The 16,277-nt window shown below is 68.4% G+C and carries 12 protein-coding genes; 6 read left to right on the plus strand and 6 right to left on the minus strand.

The features are described 5' to 3' along the window. Nucleotides 1-123 precede the first annotated feature (123 nt). Nucleotides 124-765, minus strand: coding sequence for a TetR/AcrR family transcriptional regulator (locus tag BHQ18_RS18415; protein ID WP_069415098.1), 642 nt, complete (start codon nucleotides 763-765; stop codon nucleotides 124-126). A gap of 77 nt (nucleotides 766-842) precedes the next feature. Here BHQ18_RS18415 and BHQ18_RS18420 point away from each other — a divergent pair, with 77 nt between their 5' ends. The 4 genes from BHQ18_RS18420 (at nucleotide 843) to BHQ18_RS18435 (ending at nucleotide 4,644) form a co-directional block, all read left to right on the plus strand. After that, nucleotides 843-2,201, plus strand: a complete 1,359-nt coding sequence (locus tag BHQ18_RS18420; RefSeq protein ID WP_069415099.1) for an oxygenase MpaB family protein — start codon at nucleotides 843-845, stop codon at nucleotides 2,199-2,201. 6 nt (nucleotides 2,202-2,207) lie between these two features. After that, on the plus strand, nucleotides 2,208-2,549 hold the full coding sequence (locus BHQ18_RS18425; RefSeq protein WP_069415100.1) for a 2Fe-2S iron-sulfur cluster-binding protein: 342 nt from the start codon (nucleotides 2,208-2,210) through the stop codon (nucleotides 2,547-2,549). An 83-nt stretch (nucleotides 2,550-2,632) separates the two neighbouring features. Further along, entirely contained in the window at nucleotides 2,633-3,010 is a 378-nt protein-coding gene (locus tag BHQ18_RS18430; RefSeq protein WP_069415101.1) for an ArsR/SmtB family transcription factor, read from the plus strand. Then, nucleotides 3,007-4,644 (plus strand): SulP family inorganic anion transporter, encoded by a 1,638-nt coding sequence (locus BHQ18_RS18435; RefSeq protein WP_069415102.1) that lies wholly within the window; start codon nucleotides 3,007-3,009, stop codon nucleotides 4,642-4,644. The genes BHQ18_RS18430 and BHQ18_RS18435 overlap by 4 nt, the downstream gene beginning before the upstream one ends. Here BHQ18_RS18435 and BHQ18_RS18440 read toward each other — a convergent pair. Continuing rightward, nucleotides 4,630-5,205, minus strand: coding sequence for a TIGR03086 family metal-binding protein (locus BHQ18_RS18440; RefSeq protein ID WP_069415239.1), 576 nt, complete (start codon nucleotides 5,203-5,205; stop codon nucleotides 4,630-4,632). The two genes, BHQ18_RS18435 and BHQ18_RS18440, sit on opposite strands and share 15 nt — an antisense overlap. A 30-nt stretch (nucleotides 5,206-5,235) precedes the next feature. After that, nucleotides 5,236-5,916: a potassium channel family protein gene (locus BHQ18_RS18445; protein WP_069415240.1), complete on the minus strand. Its 681-nt coding sequence runs from the start codon at nucleotides 5,914-5,916 to the stop codon at nucleotides 5,236-5,238. Nucleotides 5,917-6,099: 183 nt separating this feature from the next. Here BHQ18_RS18445 and BHQ18_RS18450 point away from each other — a divergent pair, with 183 nt between their 5' ends. Both BHQ18_RS18450 and BHQ18_RS18455 read left to right on the plus strand, forming a co-directional pair. Further along, entirely contained in the window at nucleotides 6,100-7,596 is a 1,497-nt protein-coding gene (locus tag BHQ18_RS18450) for a potassium/proton antiporter (RefSeq protein ID WP_069415103.1), read from the plus strand. Between the two features lie 144 nt (nucleotides 7,597-7,740). Next, complete coding sequence (locus tag BHQ18_RS18455) at nucleotides 7,741-8,589, plus strand: LLM class F420-dependent oxidoreductase (protein WP_069415104.1); 849 nt, start codon at nucleotides 7,741-7,743, stop codon at nucleotides 8,587-8,589. Between the two features lie 394 nt (nucleotides 8,590-8,983). Here the strand turns inward: BHQ18_RS18455 and BHQ18_RS18460 are convergent, their stop codons facing one another. From BHQ18_RS18460 to gltB, 3 genes are all read right to left on the minus strand, one after another. Beyond that, nucleotides 8,984-9,808 carry a polysaccharide deacetylase family protein gene (locus BHQ18_RS18460; protein ID WP_069415241.1) on the minus strand — a complete coding sequence of 275 codons (825 nt, stop codon included), beginning with the start codon at nucleotides 9,806-9,808 and terminating at the stop codon, nucleotides 8,984-8,986. An 80-nt stretch (nucleotides 9,809-9,888) separates the two neighbouring features. Then, complete coding sequence (locus BHQ18_RS18465) at nucleotides 9,889-11,355, minus strand: glutamate synthase subunit beta (RefSeq protein ID WP_069415105.1); 1,467 nt, start codon at nucleotides 11,353-11,355, stop codon at nucleotides 9,889-9,891. Continuing rightward, nucleotides 11,348-15,931, minus strand: coding sequence for a glutamate synthase large subunit (gene gltB / locus BHQ18_RS18470; RefSeq protein ID WP_069415106.1), 4,584 nt, complete (start codon nucleotides 15,929-15,931; stop codon nucleotides 11,348-11,350). The genes BHQ18_RS18465 and gltB overlap by 8 nt, the downstream gene beginning before the upstream one ends. Nucleotides 15,932-16,277 lie beyond the last annotated feature (346 nt).

Below are 16,277 nucleotides of genomic sequence, written 5' to 3' on the forward strand. Positions count from 1 at the left end.
AGGTGCCACGCTCAACACGGCGGGGTGACCTCGTACTGTCGACCCAGCGGGTCTGACTAAAACCCACGCGCCACAGAGCGCTCCGAGGCACCCCGCCCCAAACACCCCTAATTCAGCAGACTCCTAGCGCCTCAGCAGTATCGGGCTGATGAACCGCTCGGCGAACTGCAGAACCTGTTGTTCGTCGTCGAGGTCGAGCGCGCTCGCCGGCAGCAGGTAGTAGCCGACGATGACGTGCATCAGCGCGTCGGCCTGCCACTGCGGCTCGCCGGGCGGCAGCACCCCCGCCGCCTGCTGCGCGGCGATCGCGGCGGCCACCACGTCGCGGCCGCGGTCGAACAGCGAGGGTGCGCCCTCGGTGAACGCCGACGCCAGTTCGGCCCGGCGCGCGGCGCTGCCGTGATGGAACGGCGGGCGGCGCAGCGCCCGGATACACAGCGCGAACGCCTCGGCGGTCTGCTCGGCGGGCGCCAGCGGGGTGGCCAGCACCTCACCGAACGAGGTGAGGATCGTGCGTAGTTCGCGCGACAACGCGTGCTGGAACAGTTCGTCCTTGGTCGCGAACCGCCGATGCAGGGTGGCCCGCCCGACCCCCGCCCGCTCGGCGATCTGCGACGTCGTCGCGCTGCGGGTGCCGCGTTCGGCCAGGATCTCGAGACCGGCCTGCATGATCCGGACGTCGACGTCGTCATAGGCGCGGGCCTGGAAGTCCGGGCCCGCCGCGGCCGACAGCAGATCTTTCATCGGCGCGCCGGGACGGGTCATGACCGGAACTGTAGTGATCCCGCATCGATGAGACGACTATGGTACTAATTGACTCATCCGATCGAAGGAGCCTGTCGATGGCCCAACTGGTTCGCGCTACGACGTCGGCCCATCCCTACGACTACTACTGGACGCCCGACACCCCGCTGCGGCCCGCTCCCCCGCGGACCGAGGACGCCGGCGGGCTGTGGCAGCACTCCTGCGACCTGGTGCTGTCCGGATGGCTCGACACCCGCGAAACGCCCGCCGACACCCGCCTGAACCGCCTGTTCGGCGACCACTTCTGGCAGGGCGACGCGCTGATGGACGCCGTCGTCGAGGCGTTCCGAGGCATCGGCATGGAGCAGGGCCGGGCGATGCTGGACCGCGCCCTGGAGAACGGCATCGACGCTGTCGAAGACGCCCCGCTGGCGCTCATCGACCTCTTCGCAGTCTTGGACAACCCGCCCGACTGGTACGACCCGCGCCAGTGGGAGCGCGGCAGACAGGTGTGGACGCGCTCGTCGTTCAGCGGCAAGTTGTGCATGGCGGTGCTCGACTTCATGGCGACCTTCGTCGGGATGGAGGTCTCCAGCGCGGTGGGTGCGACCGGCCGCTACGTCGAGGAGTTCGCCACCCGAAACCTCGAGACCAACCTGTGGTTCGCGAACATGGCCGAACCCGACGCGGTCTCGCGTACCTCGCCGCGGTTCCACGACACGATCCGGGTCCGGCTGATGCACGCCCAGGTGCGGGCAGGCCTGCGCCGGTCCTGGGGCACAGAGCATTTCGCTCACCACGGCAACCCGATCTCGAACACCTCGATCATGGGCGCCTCGCTGTCGTTCGGCTTGTTCCCGGTACTTCTCGACCACGCGCTGGGGCGGCGCTACACCCGTCAAGACCTCTACGACGTCACGATGTACTGGGCGTACATCGGCTACATCTTCGGTGCGGCCGAGGAACTGGTCCCCGAGAGCCTCGACGAGGCCCTGCACGCACTGCACTACCAGTTCAGCACCGTAGGCGGCCCGTCGCCGTGGACCGGGCCGATGACCGCGACCGCGTCGGAGAACCTCGGCGAACCGGGACTGGGCCGACGCCTCAAGACCGCCGTCGCGGCGCCGGTGTTCGGGATCATCGGTTACTACAGCGGCGAGCCCGCCGTCCGCGCGCTGCTGGAGCACACACCGCTGCGCGACGTGCCGATTCGGTTGTCTCAGAACATCACCCGCTGCGCGGTGACGGCCAACGTGACGTTCCGCCGGCTCGGCGACCGTCTTCCCGGGGCCGCCCGGCGCGCCGAACGCCAACTCGCCAAAGGGGACCTCTTCTGGCGGCTGATCGTCTGGTACACCCAGCGCATCGCCGCGAAAAAGGGCGTCACCGAGACGTCGTACTCGCATCACAACCACACCGCAGAGACCGGTGTCGGTTGCCCGCACCGGGCCGGGTAGAGCGCGGTGGGCGCACTCGGCCGGCTACGACGGCTCGTCGCCCGCGACGACGGGACACCACCGGCTACTCCGCGGATCCCGGAGTTCACCGTCTACCTGGACCGCTCACAGCGTGAACTCGCTGTCGCACAGGATGTCTCGGTGCTCGAGGCGATCGAGGCGGCCGGTGTCGAGGCGCCGAACTCCTGCCGCAACGGTATCTGCGGCAGCTGTGAGACGCGGATCATCAGCGGCGCTCCCGTGCACCGCGACTGGTATCTCGACGACGAACAACGTCGCTCCGGTGCCGTGATGACCATCTGCGTCTCGCGCGCTGAGCCCGGCAGCCACCTCGTCCTCGACCTCTGACCCCGGCGATTGGAACCTCGGCTCACCTCGACGTATAGTGGATTGCGAATTTGTTCAATCCGTAAAGTCCTGAAATTGAGTCCATGCCGAACCGATTTGTCGACAACCCCGAACGACCGCTGTACGAGATCAAGGCCAACCTCTTCAAGGCGCTCGCCCACCCGGCCCGCATCCGGATCCTCGAAATCCTTTCCGCCAGCGCCCATCCGACGCCGGTCAGCACGATCCTCGCCGAAACCGAACTCGAGCCGACCCTGCTGTCCCAGCACCTCGCCGTCCTCAAGCGCCACCGTGTGGTGACCGCCGAGCGCACCGGCAACGCGGTGCTCTACGAGCTCGCGCATCCGAAGGTCTCCGAGCTGCTGGTCATCGCCCGGGCGTTCCTCGCCGACGTCCTGGGGTCGCAGCGGGATCAGTACGAGGCCCTCAAATCGCTGCCGCCGCTGGGACGGCCCGAATGATCAAACACGCCGCGCGCCTGCTGCCCAGCCGCCGTGACTACGCCGAGCTGCCCCGGTCCTGGCGCCAGGACATCCTGGCCGGGATCACCGTCGGCGTGGTGGCGCTGCCGCTGGCACTGGCGTTCGGCATCAGCTCGGGTGTGGGCGCCGCGGCCGGCCTGATCACCGCGGTGGTCGCCGGCCTGGTCGCCGCGGTCTTCGGCGGCTCGCACGTCCAGGTGTCCGGGCCGACCGGCGCGATGGCGGTGATCCTGGCGCCCGTCGTCGCCCAGCACGGGCTGGGCAGCATCGCGCTGGTCACCGTGCTCGCCGGCCTGATCGTGCTGGGCGCCGGCGTCACCGGCCTCGGTCGCGCGGTGACGTTCATCCCCTGGCCCGTCATCGAGGGGTTCACGCTCGGTATCGCGGTGATCATCGGCCTTCAGCAGGTCCCGGCGGCCTTCGGCCAGGACGCTCCCGCCGGGAGCCGCACCCTGGTCGCGGCGTGGCACGTGGTCAGCCACGCCGACTGGTCCGCGGCGATCTACCCCCTGGGCGTGGTCGCGGTCGTCGCGGTCCTGATGGTGGTGCTGCCCCGCCTGCACCGCGGCATCCCCGAGTCGCTGACCGCCGTCGTCGTGGTCACGGTGCTCGTCGCCGTGTTCAGCCTGCCCGTCGCCGACATCGGCGAGTTGCCGTCGCAGCTGCCGGCGCCGGTGCTGCCGCACGCCGACGTCGCGGCGCTGCGCACGCTGGTCGGCGCGGCGCTGGCGATCGCGGCGCTGGCGGCCATCGAGTCTCTGTTGTCGGCGCGCGTCGCGGCCACCATGGCGCCGACCGGACCGTACGACCCCGACCGCGAACTGGTGGGCCAGGGCCTGGCCTCGGTGGCTTCGGGGGTCTTCGGCGGCATGCCGGCGACGGGCGCGATCGCGCGCACCGCGGTCAACATCCGGTCCGGGGCGCGCACCCGGATGGCGGCGATCGTGCACTCGCTGGTGCTGCTGGCCGTCGTCTACCTGGCCACCGGCCCGGTCTCGACGGTGCCGCTGTCCGCGCTGGCGGGCGTGCTGGTGGTCACCTCGTTCCGGATGATCTCGGTGGGCACGGCGCGAACGATCCTGCGCTCGACGCGTTCTGACGCGGTGACCTTCGTGCTGACCGCGGTGATCACCGTGTGCTTCGACCTGGTCGACGCGGTCGTGATCGGCATCCTCGTCGCCGCGTTCTTCGCGCTGCGCGGCGTCGCCAACCGCAGCAGCGTGGTCCGCGAGGAGCTGCCCGGCCCGCCGCAGCCCGGTGACGACCGGATCGCCCTCCTGCGACTGGACGGCGCGATGTTCTTCGGTGTGGCCGACCGGATCTCGAACGCGATCAGCGAAACCGGGCACCCGCAGACGTCGGTGGTCGTGATCCGGTTGTCACGCCTGGGGATGCTCGACGCCACCGGTGCGCACACGCTCGCCCAGATCGCCGCCGAACTCGAGGCGCGCGGGATCACCGTCATCATCAAGGGCGTCCAACCCGAGCACATGAACCTGCTCACCAATGTCGGTGTGCTCGAATCACTTCGGCACGAAAACCACCTGCTCGACTCGCTGGACGAAGCGATCACGCACGCCCGCAGCCACGCGGTCCGGTCAGCGTCCGGGTGACCACCCGGGGTCGCGGCCGGTCATCGCGACGAGACGGTCCAGCGCCGGGGCGTCGTCGGCGACCGGCACGGCGCGCGCGAACAGCCCCTCGACCGGGCCCTCCGCGGCGATCTGGGTGACGTGCGGCAGGACGACGGCGGCGGTGTCCGCGTCGACCTGATACGGCAGGCCCGCCGCGCGCGCCACATCCCAGCCGTGGATGACGACCTCGGTCAGCGCCACCATCCCGGCGACTTCGGCCGGGAAGTCGACCGTGCCCGCCCGCGTCATGCCCTGCCATGCGGCGGGGCGGGAGAACGCCAGCGCCAACTCGGTGAGCCGCGCCGGATAGCGCACGCGCCAGTCCTCGTCGAGCGGGGCGTCGAAGCTGGGCGGGGTGTCGGTCAGCGGGCCGAACTCCTTGCGCGCGGCGGCGTTGAACGCCAGCGCGAGCCCGCCGATGTGTGCCAGCAACGCGTCAAGGCGCAGGTCCTGGCACGGTGTCGGCGCGGTCAACTGGTCGTCGGTCACCTGCACCAGCACATCGGCGGTGCGTTGGCAGGCTGTAGTCAGATCGATCATGCCCATACCGACTCGATCAGATGCGGGAAGTCATCGCTCGGGCAGCGGATCGAGGGCCCCCTGCACCAGCCCCCGAACCTCGCCGGTGCCGGAACCGCCCACCAGGAACAGCATCTCGTCGCCCGCCTGCAGCTCGTCGTCGGGTGTGGGCAGCAGGATCCCGCTGTCGCGGATGACGATCGCCAGCATCGTGTTGTCCGGCAGCGGCAGCTCACGCATCCGGCGCCCCACCAGCCGATCCCCCTCGGGCAGTGTGAGTTTCGCGAGGCTGACCTGCCCGCGGCGCAGCTGCATCAGCCGCACCACGTGCCCGATGTCGATGGCGCCCTCGATCGCCGCGACCATCGCGCTGGGCGCCGACACGGCGACGTCGACGCCCCACGCCTCGGTGAACAGCCACTCGTTGCGCAGGTCGTTGACCCTGGCCACCACGCGGGAGACGCCGAACTCGGTTTTGGCCAGCAGCGACGCCGCCAGGTTGACCTTGTCGTCGCCGGTGGCGGCGATCACCACGTCGCACATCTGCAACCCGGACTCTTCGAGCGCGGACAACTCGCAGGCGTCGGCCAGCAGCCATTCGGCGCCGGGCACGCTGTTCGGTTCGTAGTGGCGGGTGTTGTGCTCGATCAGCAGCACCTTGTGGCCGTAGCCGAGCAGTTCCTGCGCGACCGACCGGCCGACCGCACCGGCCCCGGCGATGCCGACCCGCATGACCGTGCGCTCGTCGACGGGGCGCGCGGTCTGCGGTCGCCGCCGGATGAGCCGGATCACGACTTCATACTGACCGATGCGGCCCGCCCTGCGCGCGGCGACCACGTCAGAACATCGGTCCGGCCTGCGTGGTAGGTGTTTACTGCACGTCAGACCGACCGCACAGTCCCGAACGGCGAGAATATGACCCTTGAGCAGCTGTATCTGATACTGCTGCTCGCGGGAGTGGTGCTGCTGGCCAGCATCGTCGCCACCCGGGCCGCCGGCCGCGTCGGCCTGCCCAGCCTGCTGCTGTTCCTCGGGGTCGGCGTCATCGTCGGCGAGGACGGGTTGGGGCTGAGCTTCGACAACTACCTGCTCGCCGACCACCTCGGCACCGTCGCGCTGGCGGTCATCCTGATCGAGGGCGGCCTGACCACCCGGTTCTCCGACATCCGGCGGCTGCTCGCGCCCGCGGGGATGCTCGCGACGGTCGGGGTCGGGGTCAGCATGCTGGTGACCGCCGTCGGCGCCCATCTGCTGATCGGGCTCGACTGGCAATTGGCGCTGCTGCTCGGGGCCGTCGTCTCGGTCACCGACGCCGCGGCGGTGTTCTCGGTGCTGCGGGTGGTGCCGCTGCCGCGCCGGGTGGCCGGTCTGCTCGAAGCCGAATCCGGGTTCAACGACGCGCCCGCGGTGATCCTGGTGCTGATGTTCAGCGTGACCCCTCTGGAGTTGTCCCCGGTACACGCGCTTGTCGAACTGGTCTACGAGTTGGTGGTCGGCGCGGCGGTGGGCCTGGGCATCGGGTACCTCGGCGCGCTCGCGTTGCGCCGCATCGCCCTTCCCGCCTCGGGGCTGTACCCGCTGGCCACGTTTGGGCTGGGCATGGTGGCGTTCGCGGCCGGCGGCAGCGCGCACGCCAGCGGGTTCCTCGCCGCGTATCTGGCCGCGGTGGTGCTCGCCAACTCCGGGCTGCCGCACCGCTCGGCGATTCGGTCGTTCGCCGAGGGGTTGGGCTGGCTCGCGCAGATCGGTCTGTTCGTGCTGCTGGGTCTGCTCGTCGACCCCAGCGATCTGGGCGCGGCGATCGTTCCGGGCATCGTCACCGGGCTGGTGCTGCTGCTCGTGGCCAGGCCGCTGTCGGTCGCGGTGTCGCTGATCCCGTTCCGGATCCCGTGGCGCGAACAGGTCTTCGTGTCGTGGGCCGGGCTGCGCGGCGCGGTGCCGATCGTGTTGGCGACGTTCCCGATCGTCGGCGGTGTGCCGGACAGCGTGTACCTGCTCAACATCGTGTTCATCCTCGTCGTGGTATTCACGCTGGTGCAGGGGCCGAGTCTGCGTCCGCTCGCGCACCGGCTGGGGTTGATCCCGAAGGAGGCCACACGGGAGATCCAGGTGGAGTCGGCGCCGCTGGACGTGCTCGATGCCGAACTGCTGACGATGACGGTGCAGGCGCCGTCGCGGTTGCACAACGTCACCGTGCTGGAGTTGCGGCTGCCCGACCCGAGCGTGATCACGTTGATCATCCGTAACGGGCGCACGTTCGTCCCGCAGCCCGACACCCGCATCGCGATCGGCGACGAACTCCTGATCGTCACGACCTCGGCGACCAGGGCCATCGCCGAACGCCGGCTGCGCGCGGTCAGTCGTCGCGGCAAGCTCGCGCACTGGTTCGACGAGTACGGCGAAGCGGAGTAGGCGTCTGGGGGTTCGGGCGCCGAGTGGCCACTTGCCGCGCGGAATCCGCTCGGACGCGCCACATAACTGGCCACCCGCGGGACAAGCTTGAGGCCCGCGATAATCACAGGCGGCTACCAGGATGGCGGGTCTAACGTGGACACAATGAGATTCGCGTTCAAGACGTCACCGCAGAACACCACCTGGTCGGACATGCTCGCGGTGTGGCAGGCGGCTGACGACATCGAAGTCTTCGAATCCGGGTGGACCTTCGACCACTTCTACCCGATCTTCTCCGATCCGACCGGCCCGTGTCTGGAGGGCTGGATCACGCTGACCGCGCTGGCGCAGGCCACCAAGCGGTTGCGGGTCGGTGTACTCGTCACCGGCATCCACTACCGCCATCCCGCGGTTCTCGCGAACATGGCCTCGGCGCTGGACATCGTCTCCGGCGGTCGGCTCGAACTCGGCATCGGTGCGGGCTGGAACGAGGAGGAGTCCGACGCGTACGGCATCGAACTCGGCACCGTCAAGGAACGCTTCGACCGGTTCGAGGAGGCCTGCGAGGTGCTCACCGGTTTACTGAGCCAGGAGACGACGACGTTCGACGGCAGGTACTACCAACTCAAGGACGCCCGCAACGAGCCCAAGGGTCCGCAGCAGCCGCATCCCCCGATCTGCATCGGCGGCAGCGGTGAGAAGCGCACGCTGAGGATCACCGCGAAGTACACCGACCACTGGAACTTCGTCGGCGGGACCCCCGAGGAATTCGCCCACAAGCGTGACGTGCTCGCGTCGCACTGCGCCGACATCGGCCGCGACCCCACGGAGATCATGCTGTCGGCGCATGTCCGCCTCGACGCCGAGCGCAACTACGCCAAGGTCGTCGAGGAAGCCGGGGCACTCGGCAAGGAGGGTCTCGACCTGGCGATCATCTACCTTCCGCCGCCGTACGATCCGGCCGTCCTCCAGCCGCTGGCCGACGAAATCGCCGCCTCGGGGCTACGTGGCTAGCAAACTGTTCTGACGGTCACGAAAATATAACGATTCGGCAAAGGCGCGGTTACACGGCGTCGCTGGCCGGCCCTGCTGAAGCTTCTGTTCGCTAGACGCCGTACAGACGGAGTTCGTCCGCGGTGATCAGGCGCTCGGCCTTGGCCGGGAATTCGCGGCTCTTCAGGGGATGTCGCAATAGTGACCAGGCGATTCGACTCACCCGTGACCTTGATAGCGGGTTGTGGTACACGGAACTGACTCCTGCGTCGATACCGATTGCTGACCAAGGGCTCACCCTACCTCAGCACCCTCAGGAAGTCATTAGACACCCGTGCGTTGGCAAACTGTGGTAGGCGCGCCGAGAAATCATCAGATGTTTCTGGAGTGACAGATGTGACTCAATCCCTGCCCGTCACGGTCGCAGAAACACGTCATCCAGCGTGACGGTCCGTAGTCGTCGAGCCCGGATGATGTCGACCAACTGCCCGTACACCTGCGTGACGGGGTCATGGTTGAGGTGGCCGATGACGATGGTCTGCGCCGTGAAGTACCGGTCCGCCATGGCGACCACCTCCGGCGCCGGGATCCAGACGTGGTCCTCCAGCGTGCCCGACCACAGGGTGTTCACCGTGTAGCCCAACTCACCGGCCACCTTCTCGACGTGCGCGGTGTGCGCGCCGTACGGCGGCCGGAAGTATGGCCTGACGTCGACTCCGTATGTCTTCCAAAGGAATTCGTGGTTGCGACGGAATTCCTCGGCAACGTCCGTGAGCGGCAGCTTGGTCAGGTTCGGATGTGACCAGGTGTGGTTCGCCAGTTGGATCTGACCGCTGTCGACCAGCGGCCGCAGCAGGTCGACGTGGTCGGTCCAGGACCGGTAGATCCCGTTGACGAAGAACGTCAGCCGCGCCCCGGTGTCCTTCGCGAACTGGGTGTACCCGCGGACCACCTCGCTGTTCACCCCATCATCGACCGTCAGCGCCAACAGGTCCCCGTCCCCGGGCAGCCGGCTCAACACGCCGCCGGGCAGCGCCACCCGCGCCGAGCCCGGCGGTGGCGGCAGTAATCCGGCTGACGGCTTCGGGACCTCGGCGGCGACCCCGGTCACCGCAGGAGATCCGTCGGCGCCGCACCGGCTCAGGCCGACCGCGCCCAGCGTTGCTACCGACAGCGCAACCAGGAAGTTGCGCCGGTTGAGGTCCACGACGGGACCGGCGGTTCGGTAGCGGCCGATCATCGCCACTACTGTCCCGCGCGGGCACCGAAAAGCCGCCCATTGCGCCGCGTGTCGCGGCGGTATTCAGGGCTGCCGAACCGTCAGCGCTGCGGAACCGCGGTCGGCTTGATCGGGGCGGGCAGCGCCGAGTGTCCCATCAGGTAGCGGTCGACGCCCGCGGCCGCGGCCCGTCCTTCGGCGATCGCCCACACGATCAGCGACTGTCCGCGACCCATGTCGCCCGCCACGAACACGCCGGGCACCGACGTCGCGAAGTTCGCGTCGCGTGTGACGTTGCCGCGCTCGTTGATCTCGACGCGCAGGTCGCTGAGCAACCCCTCGCGCTCCGGGCCGGTGAAGCCCATGGCCAGCAGCACCAGGTCGGCGTCCATCTCGAACTCGGTGCCGTCGACCTTCTCGAACTTGCCCGCGACCATCTTGACCTCGTGGCCGCGTAGCCCGGTGACGTGTCCGTCGCGGCCGATGAACTCCTCGGTGTTGACCGAGTAGACGCGCTCGCCGCCCTCTTCGTGCGCCGAGGACACCCGGAACATCAGCGGGTAGACCGGCCACGGGGTGGAGTCGGCGCGGGTCTCGGGCGGCCGCGGCATGATCTCGAACTGGTGCACGCTCTCGCAGCCCTGCCGGTGCGCGGTGCCCAGGCAGTCGGCGCCGGTGTCACCGCCACCGATGATGATGACCTTCTTGCCTTTGGCGTGGATGGGCGGCAGGCCGTTCTCGTCGCCGACGGGGTCGCCGAGCTGCAGGCGGTTGGCCCACGGCAGGTACTCCATCGCCTGGTGGATGCCGTCGAGATCGCGGCCCGGGATCGGCAGGTCGCGACGGGCCGTGGCACCGCCGGCCAGCACCACCGCGTCGAACTCCTTGCGCAGCTCCTGCGCGGTGATGTCGACGCCGACGTTGACCGAGGTGCGGAACTCGGTGCCTTCGGCCGCCATCTGCTCGAGGCGACGGTCGATGTGGCGCTTTTCCATCTTGAACTCGGGGATGCCGTAGCGCAGCAGGCCGCCGATGCGGTCGTCGCGCTCGAACACGGTGACCGTGTGTCCCGCGCGGGTCAACTGCTGCGCGGCGGCCAGCCCGGCCGGTCCGGAGCCGATGACGGCGACCTTCTTGCCGGTTTTGACCTCCGGCGGGTGCGGCGTGACCCAGCCCTCGTCGAAGGCCTTGTCGATGATCTCGACCTCGACCTGTTTGATCGTGACCGGATCCTGGTTGATGCCCAGCACACACGACCCCTCGCACGGCGCCGGGCACAGTCGGCCGGTGAACTCGGGGAAGTTGTTGGTGGCGTGCAACCGCTCGATCGCGTCGCGCCAGCGGTCGGTGCGTACCAGGTCGTTCCACTCGGGGATCAGGTTGCCCAGCGGGCACCCGTTGTGGCAGAACGGGATCCCGCAGTCCATGCAGCGGCTGGCCTGCTCGCGCAGCGTGTCGTGGGAGAAGTCTTCGTAGACCTCTTTCCAGTCGCGCAGCCGCAGCGGGACGGGGCGCCGCTGCGGTGTCTCGCGCTGAGTGTGCTTGAGGAAACCGCGGGGATCAGCCACTGGCCGCCGCCATGATCGCCTCGTCGACGTCGGCGCCGCGCTGTTCGGCGTCGGCGATCGCCTCGAGTACCCGCTTGTAGTCGCGGGGCATCACCTTGGTGAAGTGCTTCACGTTGTTGTCCCAGTCAGTCAGGATCCGTGCTCCGACAGCGGAATCCGTGGCGTCGACGTGCGCTTGGAGCATGCCCGACAACCATTCGAGGTCCTCGTCGTCGAGGCCTTCGAGTTCGACCATCTCGCCGTTGAGATTGCCCGGTAGCGCACCGTCGGGGTCGTAGACGTAGGCGATGCCGCCCGACATCCCGGCCGCGAAGTTACGGCCGGTCGGTCCGAGGATCGCGATCTTGCCGCCGGTCATGTACTCGCAGCCGTGATCGCCGACGCCTTCGACCACCGCGTGCGCGCCGGAGTTGCGCACCGCGAACCGCTCCCCGACCTGACCGCGGATGAACGCCTGACCGCTGGTGGCGCCGAAGAGGATCACGTTGCCGGCGATGATGTTGTCCTCGGCGACGTAATTCTCGGGCACGTCGTCCGACGGGCGGACCACGATCCGCCCACCCGAGAGGCCCTTGCCGACATAGTCGTTGGCGTCGCCGTAGACCCGCAGCGTGACGCCCTTGGGTACGAAGGCTCCGAAGCTGTTGCCGGCCGAGCCGTCGAACGTGATGTCGATCGTGCCGTCCGGAAGGCCCTGGCCGCCATAGGCTTTGGTGACCTCGTGGCCGAGCATCGTGCCGACGGTGCGGTTGACGTTGGCGATCGTCGTCGAGAAGCGCACCGGGGTCTGCGAGTCCAGCGCCTCGCGGCACATCACGATCAGCTGCTGGTCGAGCGCCTTGTCCAGGCCGTGGTCCTGCCGCGAGCTGCAGTACAGGTCCTGGTTCATGAACGCCGATTCCGGCTCGTGCAGCACCGGCGCGAGGTCGAGCTTGTGCGCCTTCCAGTGTTCGGCGGCCTGGGTGGTGTCCAGCGCGCCGACCTGGCCGACCATCTCGTTGACGGTGCGGAAGCCCAGCTGTGCCATCAGTTCCCGCACCTCTTCGGCGATGAACATGAAGAAGTTCTCGACGAATTCCGGCTTGCCGGTGAACCGCTGCCGCAGCACGGGGTTCTGGGTGGCCACCCCGACCGGGCAGGTGTCGAGGTGGCAGACGCGCATCATGATGCAGCCCGACACCACCAGCGGTGCGGTGGCGAAGCCGAACTCCTCGGCGCCCAGCAGTGCGGCGACGACGACGTCGCGGCCGGTCTTGAGCTGGCCGTCGACCTGGACCACGATGCGGTCGCGAAGACCGTTGAGCAGCAACGTCTGCTGGGTTTCGGCCAGACCGAGCTCCCACGGCGCGCCGGCGTGCTTCATTGACGTCAGCGGGGTCGCGCCGGTGCCGCCGTCGTGGCCGGAGATCAGCACGACGTCCGCGTGCGCCTTGGACACACCGGCGGCCACCGTGCCGACGCCGTTCTCGGAGACCAGCTTGACGTGCACACGGGCCTGCGGGTTGGCGTTCTTCAGGTCGTGGATCAGCTGCGCGAGATCCTCGATCGAGTAGATGTCGTGGTGCGGCGGCGGGGAGATCAGGCCGACGCCCGGCGTCGAGTGCCGCACCTCGGCCACCCACGGGTACACCTTGCCGCCCGGAAGCTGACCGCCCTCACCGGGTTTCGCCCCCTGGGCCATCTTGATCTGGATGTCGGTGCAGTTGCTCAGGTAGTGGCTGGTCACGCCGAATCGGCCCGAGGCGACCTGCTTGATCGCGCTGCGTCGCCAGTCGCCGTTCTCGTCGCGGTCGAAGCGGGACACCGCCTCGCCGCCCTCACCGGAGTTCGACCGGCCTCCGAGGCGGTTCATCGCGATAGCCAGCGTCTCGTGAGCTTCGGCCGAGATCGAGCCGTAACTCATTGCGCCGGTGGAGAACCGCTTGACGATCTCGCTGGCCGGCTCCACTTCCTCCAGGGGCACCGGCGGGCGGGCCCCGTCGCGGAACTTCAGCAGCCCGCGCAGCGAGGCCATCCGCTCGCTCTGGTCGTCGACCAGCTTGGTGTACTCCTTGAAGATGTCGTACTGGCCGGTGCGTGTGGAGTGCTGCAGCTTGAACACCGTGTCCGGGTTGAACAGGTGGTACTCGCCCTCGCGGCGCCACTGGTACTCGCCGCCGACCTCGAGTTCGCGGTGCGCCCACTCGTCGGGCCGGTCCAGGTACGCCAGCGAATGGCGGGCGGCCACGTCGTCGGCGATGTCGTTGAGGTCGATTCCGCCTACGGGACAGGTCAATCCGGTGAAGTACTCGTCGAGCAGCTGCTGGCTGATGCCGATGGCCTGGAACAGCTGGGCCCCGGTGTAGGACGCCAGCGTCGAGATGCCCATCTTCGACATCACCTTCAGCACACCTTTGCCGGCGGCCTTGACGTAGTTGGCTTTGGCCTGGTCGCTGGAGATCCCGGAGATCACGCCGCGCTCGACCATGTCCTCGATCGACTCGAACGCCATGTAAGGGTTGATCGCCGCGGCGCCGAAGCCGCACAGCATCGCCATGTGGTGCACTTCGCGGGCGTCGCCGGTCTCGACGACGAGCCCGACCTTGGTGCGGGTGCGTTCGCGGACCAGGTGGTGGTGCACCGCCGACACCGACAGCAGCGACGGGATCGGCGCCATCTGCTCGTTGGACTCGCGGTCGGAGAGCACGATGATGCGCGCGCCCTCGCGGATCGCGGTCGACACCTTGGCGCGGACGTTGTCCAGCGCTTCCTTGAGTCCCTGCCCGCCGCGGTTGACCGGATACAGGCAGCGGATCACCGCCGCGCGCATGCCGTGCTTGTGGCCGCGGATCTCGTGGTCGGGGTCGACGCAGATCAGCTTGGACAGTTCGGCGTTGCGCAGGATCGGCTGCGGAAGCACGATCTGGCGGCACGATTCGGCGTTCGGGTTGAGCAGGTCACCCTCGGGTCCGACGGTGCCCTGCAGGCTGGTCACCACCTCTTCGCGGATGGCGTCCAGCGGCGGGTTGGTCACCTGGGCGAACAACTGCTGGAAGTAGTCGTAGAGCATCCGCGGACGCTGCGACAGCACCGCCACCGGGGTGTCGGTGCCCATCGAGCCAAGCGGCTCGGCGCCGGTGCGCGCCATCGGCGCGACCAGCAGGTTGAGCTCCTCGTAGGTGTATCCGAAGATCTGCTGGCGCAACACAACTCGGTGATGCGGCATCCGCACGTAGTCCCCGGGCGGCAGTTCGTCGAGGTTGAACAGCCCGGCGTCGAGCCACTCCTGGTACGGCTGCTCGGCGGCGAGTTCGGCCTTGATCTCCTCGTCGTCGACGATCCGGCCCGCCGACGTGTCGACCAGGAACATCCGGCCGGGCTGCAGACGCATCCGCTTGACGACGGTCGACGGGTCGAGGTCGAGCACGCCGGCCTCCGACGCCATCACCACCAGACCGTCCTCGGTCACCCAGATGCGTGACGGCCGAAGCCCGTTGCGGTCGAGCACGGCGCCGATCACGGTGCCGTCGGTGAACGTCATCGACGCCGGGCCGTCCCACGGCTCCATCAGCGACGCGTGGTACTTGTAGAACGCCCGGCGGGCCGGGTCCATCGACTCGTTGCGCTCCCAGGCTTCCGGGATCATCATCAGCACCGCGTGCGGCAGGCTGCGCCCGCCCAGGTGCAGTAGTTCGAGGACCTCGTCGAAGCGCGCGGTGTCCGACGCCCCCGGCGTGCAGACCGGGGTGATCTTGTCCAGATCCTGATCGGGGCCGAACACGTCGGTCCTGATCAGGGCCTCGCGGGCCCGCATCCAGTTCTCGTTGCCGGTGACGGTGTTGATCTCGCCGTTGTGGGCGATGCGCCGGAACGGGTGGGCCAGCGGCCAGGACGGGAACGTGTTGGTGGAGAAGCGCGAGTGCACGATGCCCAGCGCGCTGGTGAGCCGGTCGTCCTGCAGGTCGAGGTAGAACGCCTTGAGCTGAGGTGTGGTCAGCATGCCCTTGTAGACAAAGGTCTGACCGGAAAGGCTTGGGAAGTAAACGGTTTCGCGACCCGGGCCGTCCTGGCCCGGCCCCTTGGTGCCCAGTTCGTGTTCGGCACGCTTGCGCACGACGTACGCGCGACGCTCCAGGTCCATGCCCGACGCGCCGGCCAGGAACAGCTGCCGGAACGTCGGCATCGCGTCGCGGGCCAGCGCTCCCAGCGCCGAGTCGTCGATCGGTACGTCGCGCCAGCCGAGGACCTGCAGGCCCTCGGCCTCGGCGATCTTCTCGACGGACTCGCAGGCCATCGCCGCGTCCTTGGACGACTGCGGCAGGAACGCGATGCCGGTGGCGTAGCTGCCCGGCTCGGGCAGCTCGAAGTCGACGACCGCGCGCAGGAACTCGTCAGGAACCTGGAGCATGATGCCGGCGCCGTCGCCGGTGTTCGGCTCGGCTCCCTGCGCACCGCGGTGCTCGAGGTTGACCAGCGCGGTGATGGCCTTGTCCACAATGTCGCGGCTGCGACGGCCGTGCATATCGGCCACCATCGCCACACCGCATGCGTCATGCTCGAACGCGGGGTTGTAAAGCCCCTGCATCCTGGGCGCCATTCCCACCTACCTATACGAAGCTTCTGCCTGGCAGCCGCTGACAAACGGCAATTCGCCGGTCCGGGCTGTGGAGTACCTTCGTGCAGCATCGAACGCCGGCCTGAACCCACTTGCCTCAAGTGAAGAAAACGATATGACAAACATTGGGTGACATGCCAACTTAGTCATACCTAACTAGGCTCGTAGCGGCTGGATCGGGCCCGATCGCCGCATGCGCTCGTCAGCGATGAAAAGCGTTGCTGGCATTGATATTTGACCGGCAGCCCGAATGGGTCGGGTGGATGCGGCGTTCGTCACACCGAGCGCGGCCACCGGAAGCAGGTTTGCTGGACTCTAAGCGCATGGC

It is taken from the genome of Mycolicibacterium flavescens (genome assembly GCF_001722335.1).
Lineage (GTDB): Bacteria > Actinomycetota > Actinomycetes > Mycobacteriales > Mycobacteriaceae > Mycobacterium > Mycobacterium flavescens.

Coding starts and splice junctions, on each gene's coding strand:
- BHQ18_RS18415 (WP_069415098.1), bottom strand. CDS start 765: ATGACCCGTCCCGGCGCGCCGATGAAAGATCTGCTGTCGGCCGCGGCG.
- BHQ18_RS18420 (WP_069415099.1), top strand. CDS start 843: ATGGCCCAACTGGTTCGCGCTACGACGTCGGCCCATCCCTACGACTAC.
- BHQ18_RS18430 (WP_069415101.1), top strand. CDS start 2,633: ATGCCGAACCGATTTGTCGACAACCCCGAACGACCGCTGTACGAGATC.
- BHQ18_RS18435 (WP_069415102.1), top strand. CDS start 3,007: ATGATCAAACACGCCGCGCGCCTGCTGCCCAGCCGCCGTGACTACGCC.
- BHQ18_RS18440 (WP_069415239.1), bottom strand. CDS start 5,205: ATGATCGATCTGACTACAGCCTGCCAACGCACCGCCGATGTGCTGGTG.
- BHQ18_RS18445 (WP_069415240.1), bottom strand. CDS start 5,916: ATGCGGGTCGGCATCGCCGGGGCCGGTGCGGTCGGCCGGTCGGTCGCG.
- BHQ18_RS18450 (WP_069415103.1), top strand. CDS start 6,100: ATGACCCTTGAGCAGCTGTATCTGATACTGCTGCTCGCGGGAGTGGTG.
- BHQ18_RS18455 (WP_069415104.1), top strand. CDS start 7,741: ATGAGATTCGCGTTCAAGACGTCACCGCAGAACACCACCTGGTCGGAC.
- BHQ18_RS18460 (WP_069415241.1), bottom strand. CDS start 9,808: ATGATCGGCCGCTACCGAACCGCCGGTCCCGTCGTGGACCTCAACCGG.
- gltB (WP_069415106.1), bottom strand. CDS start 15,931: ATGGCGCCCAGGATGCAGGGGCTTTACAACCCCGCGTTCGAGCATGAC.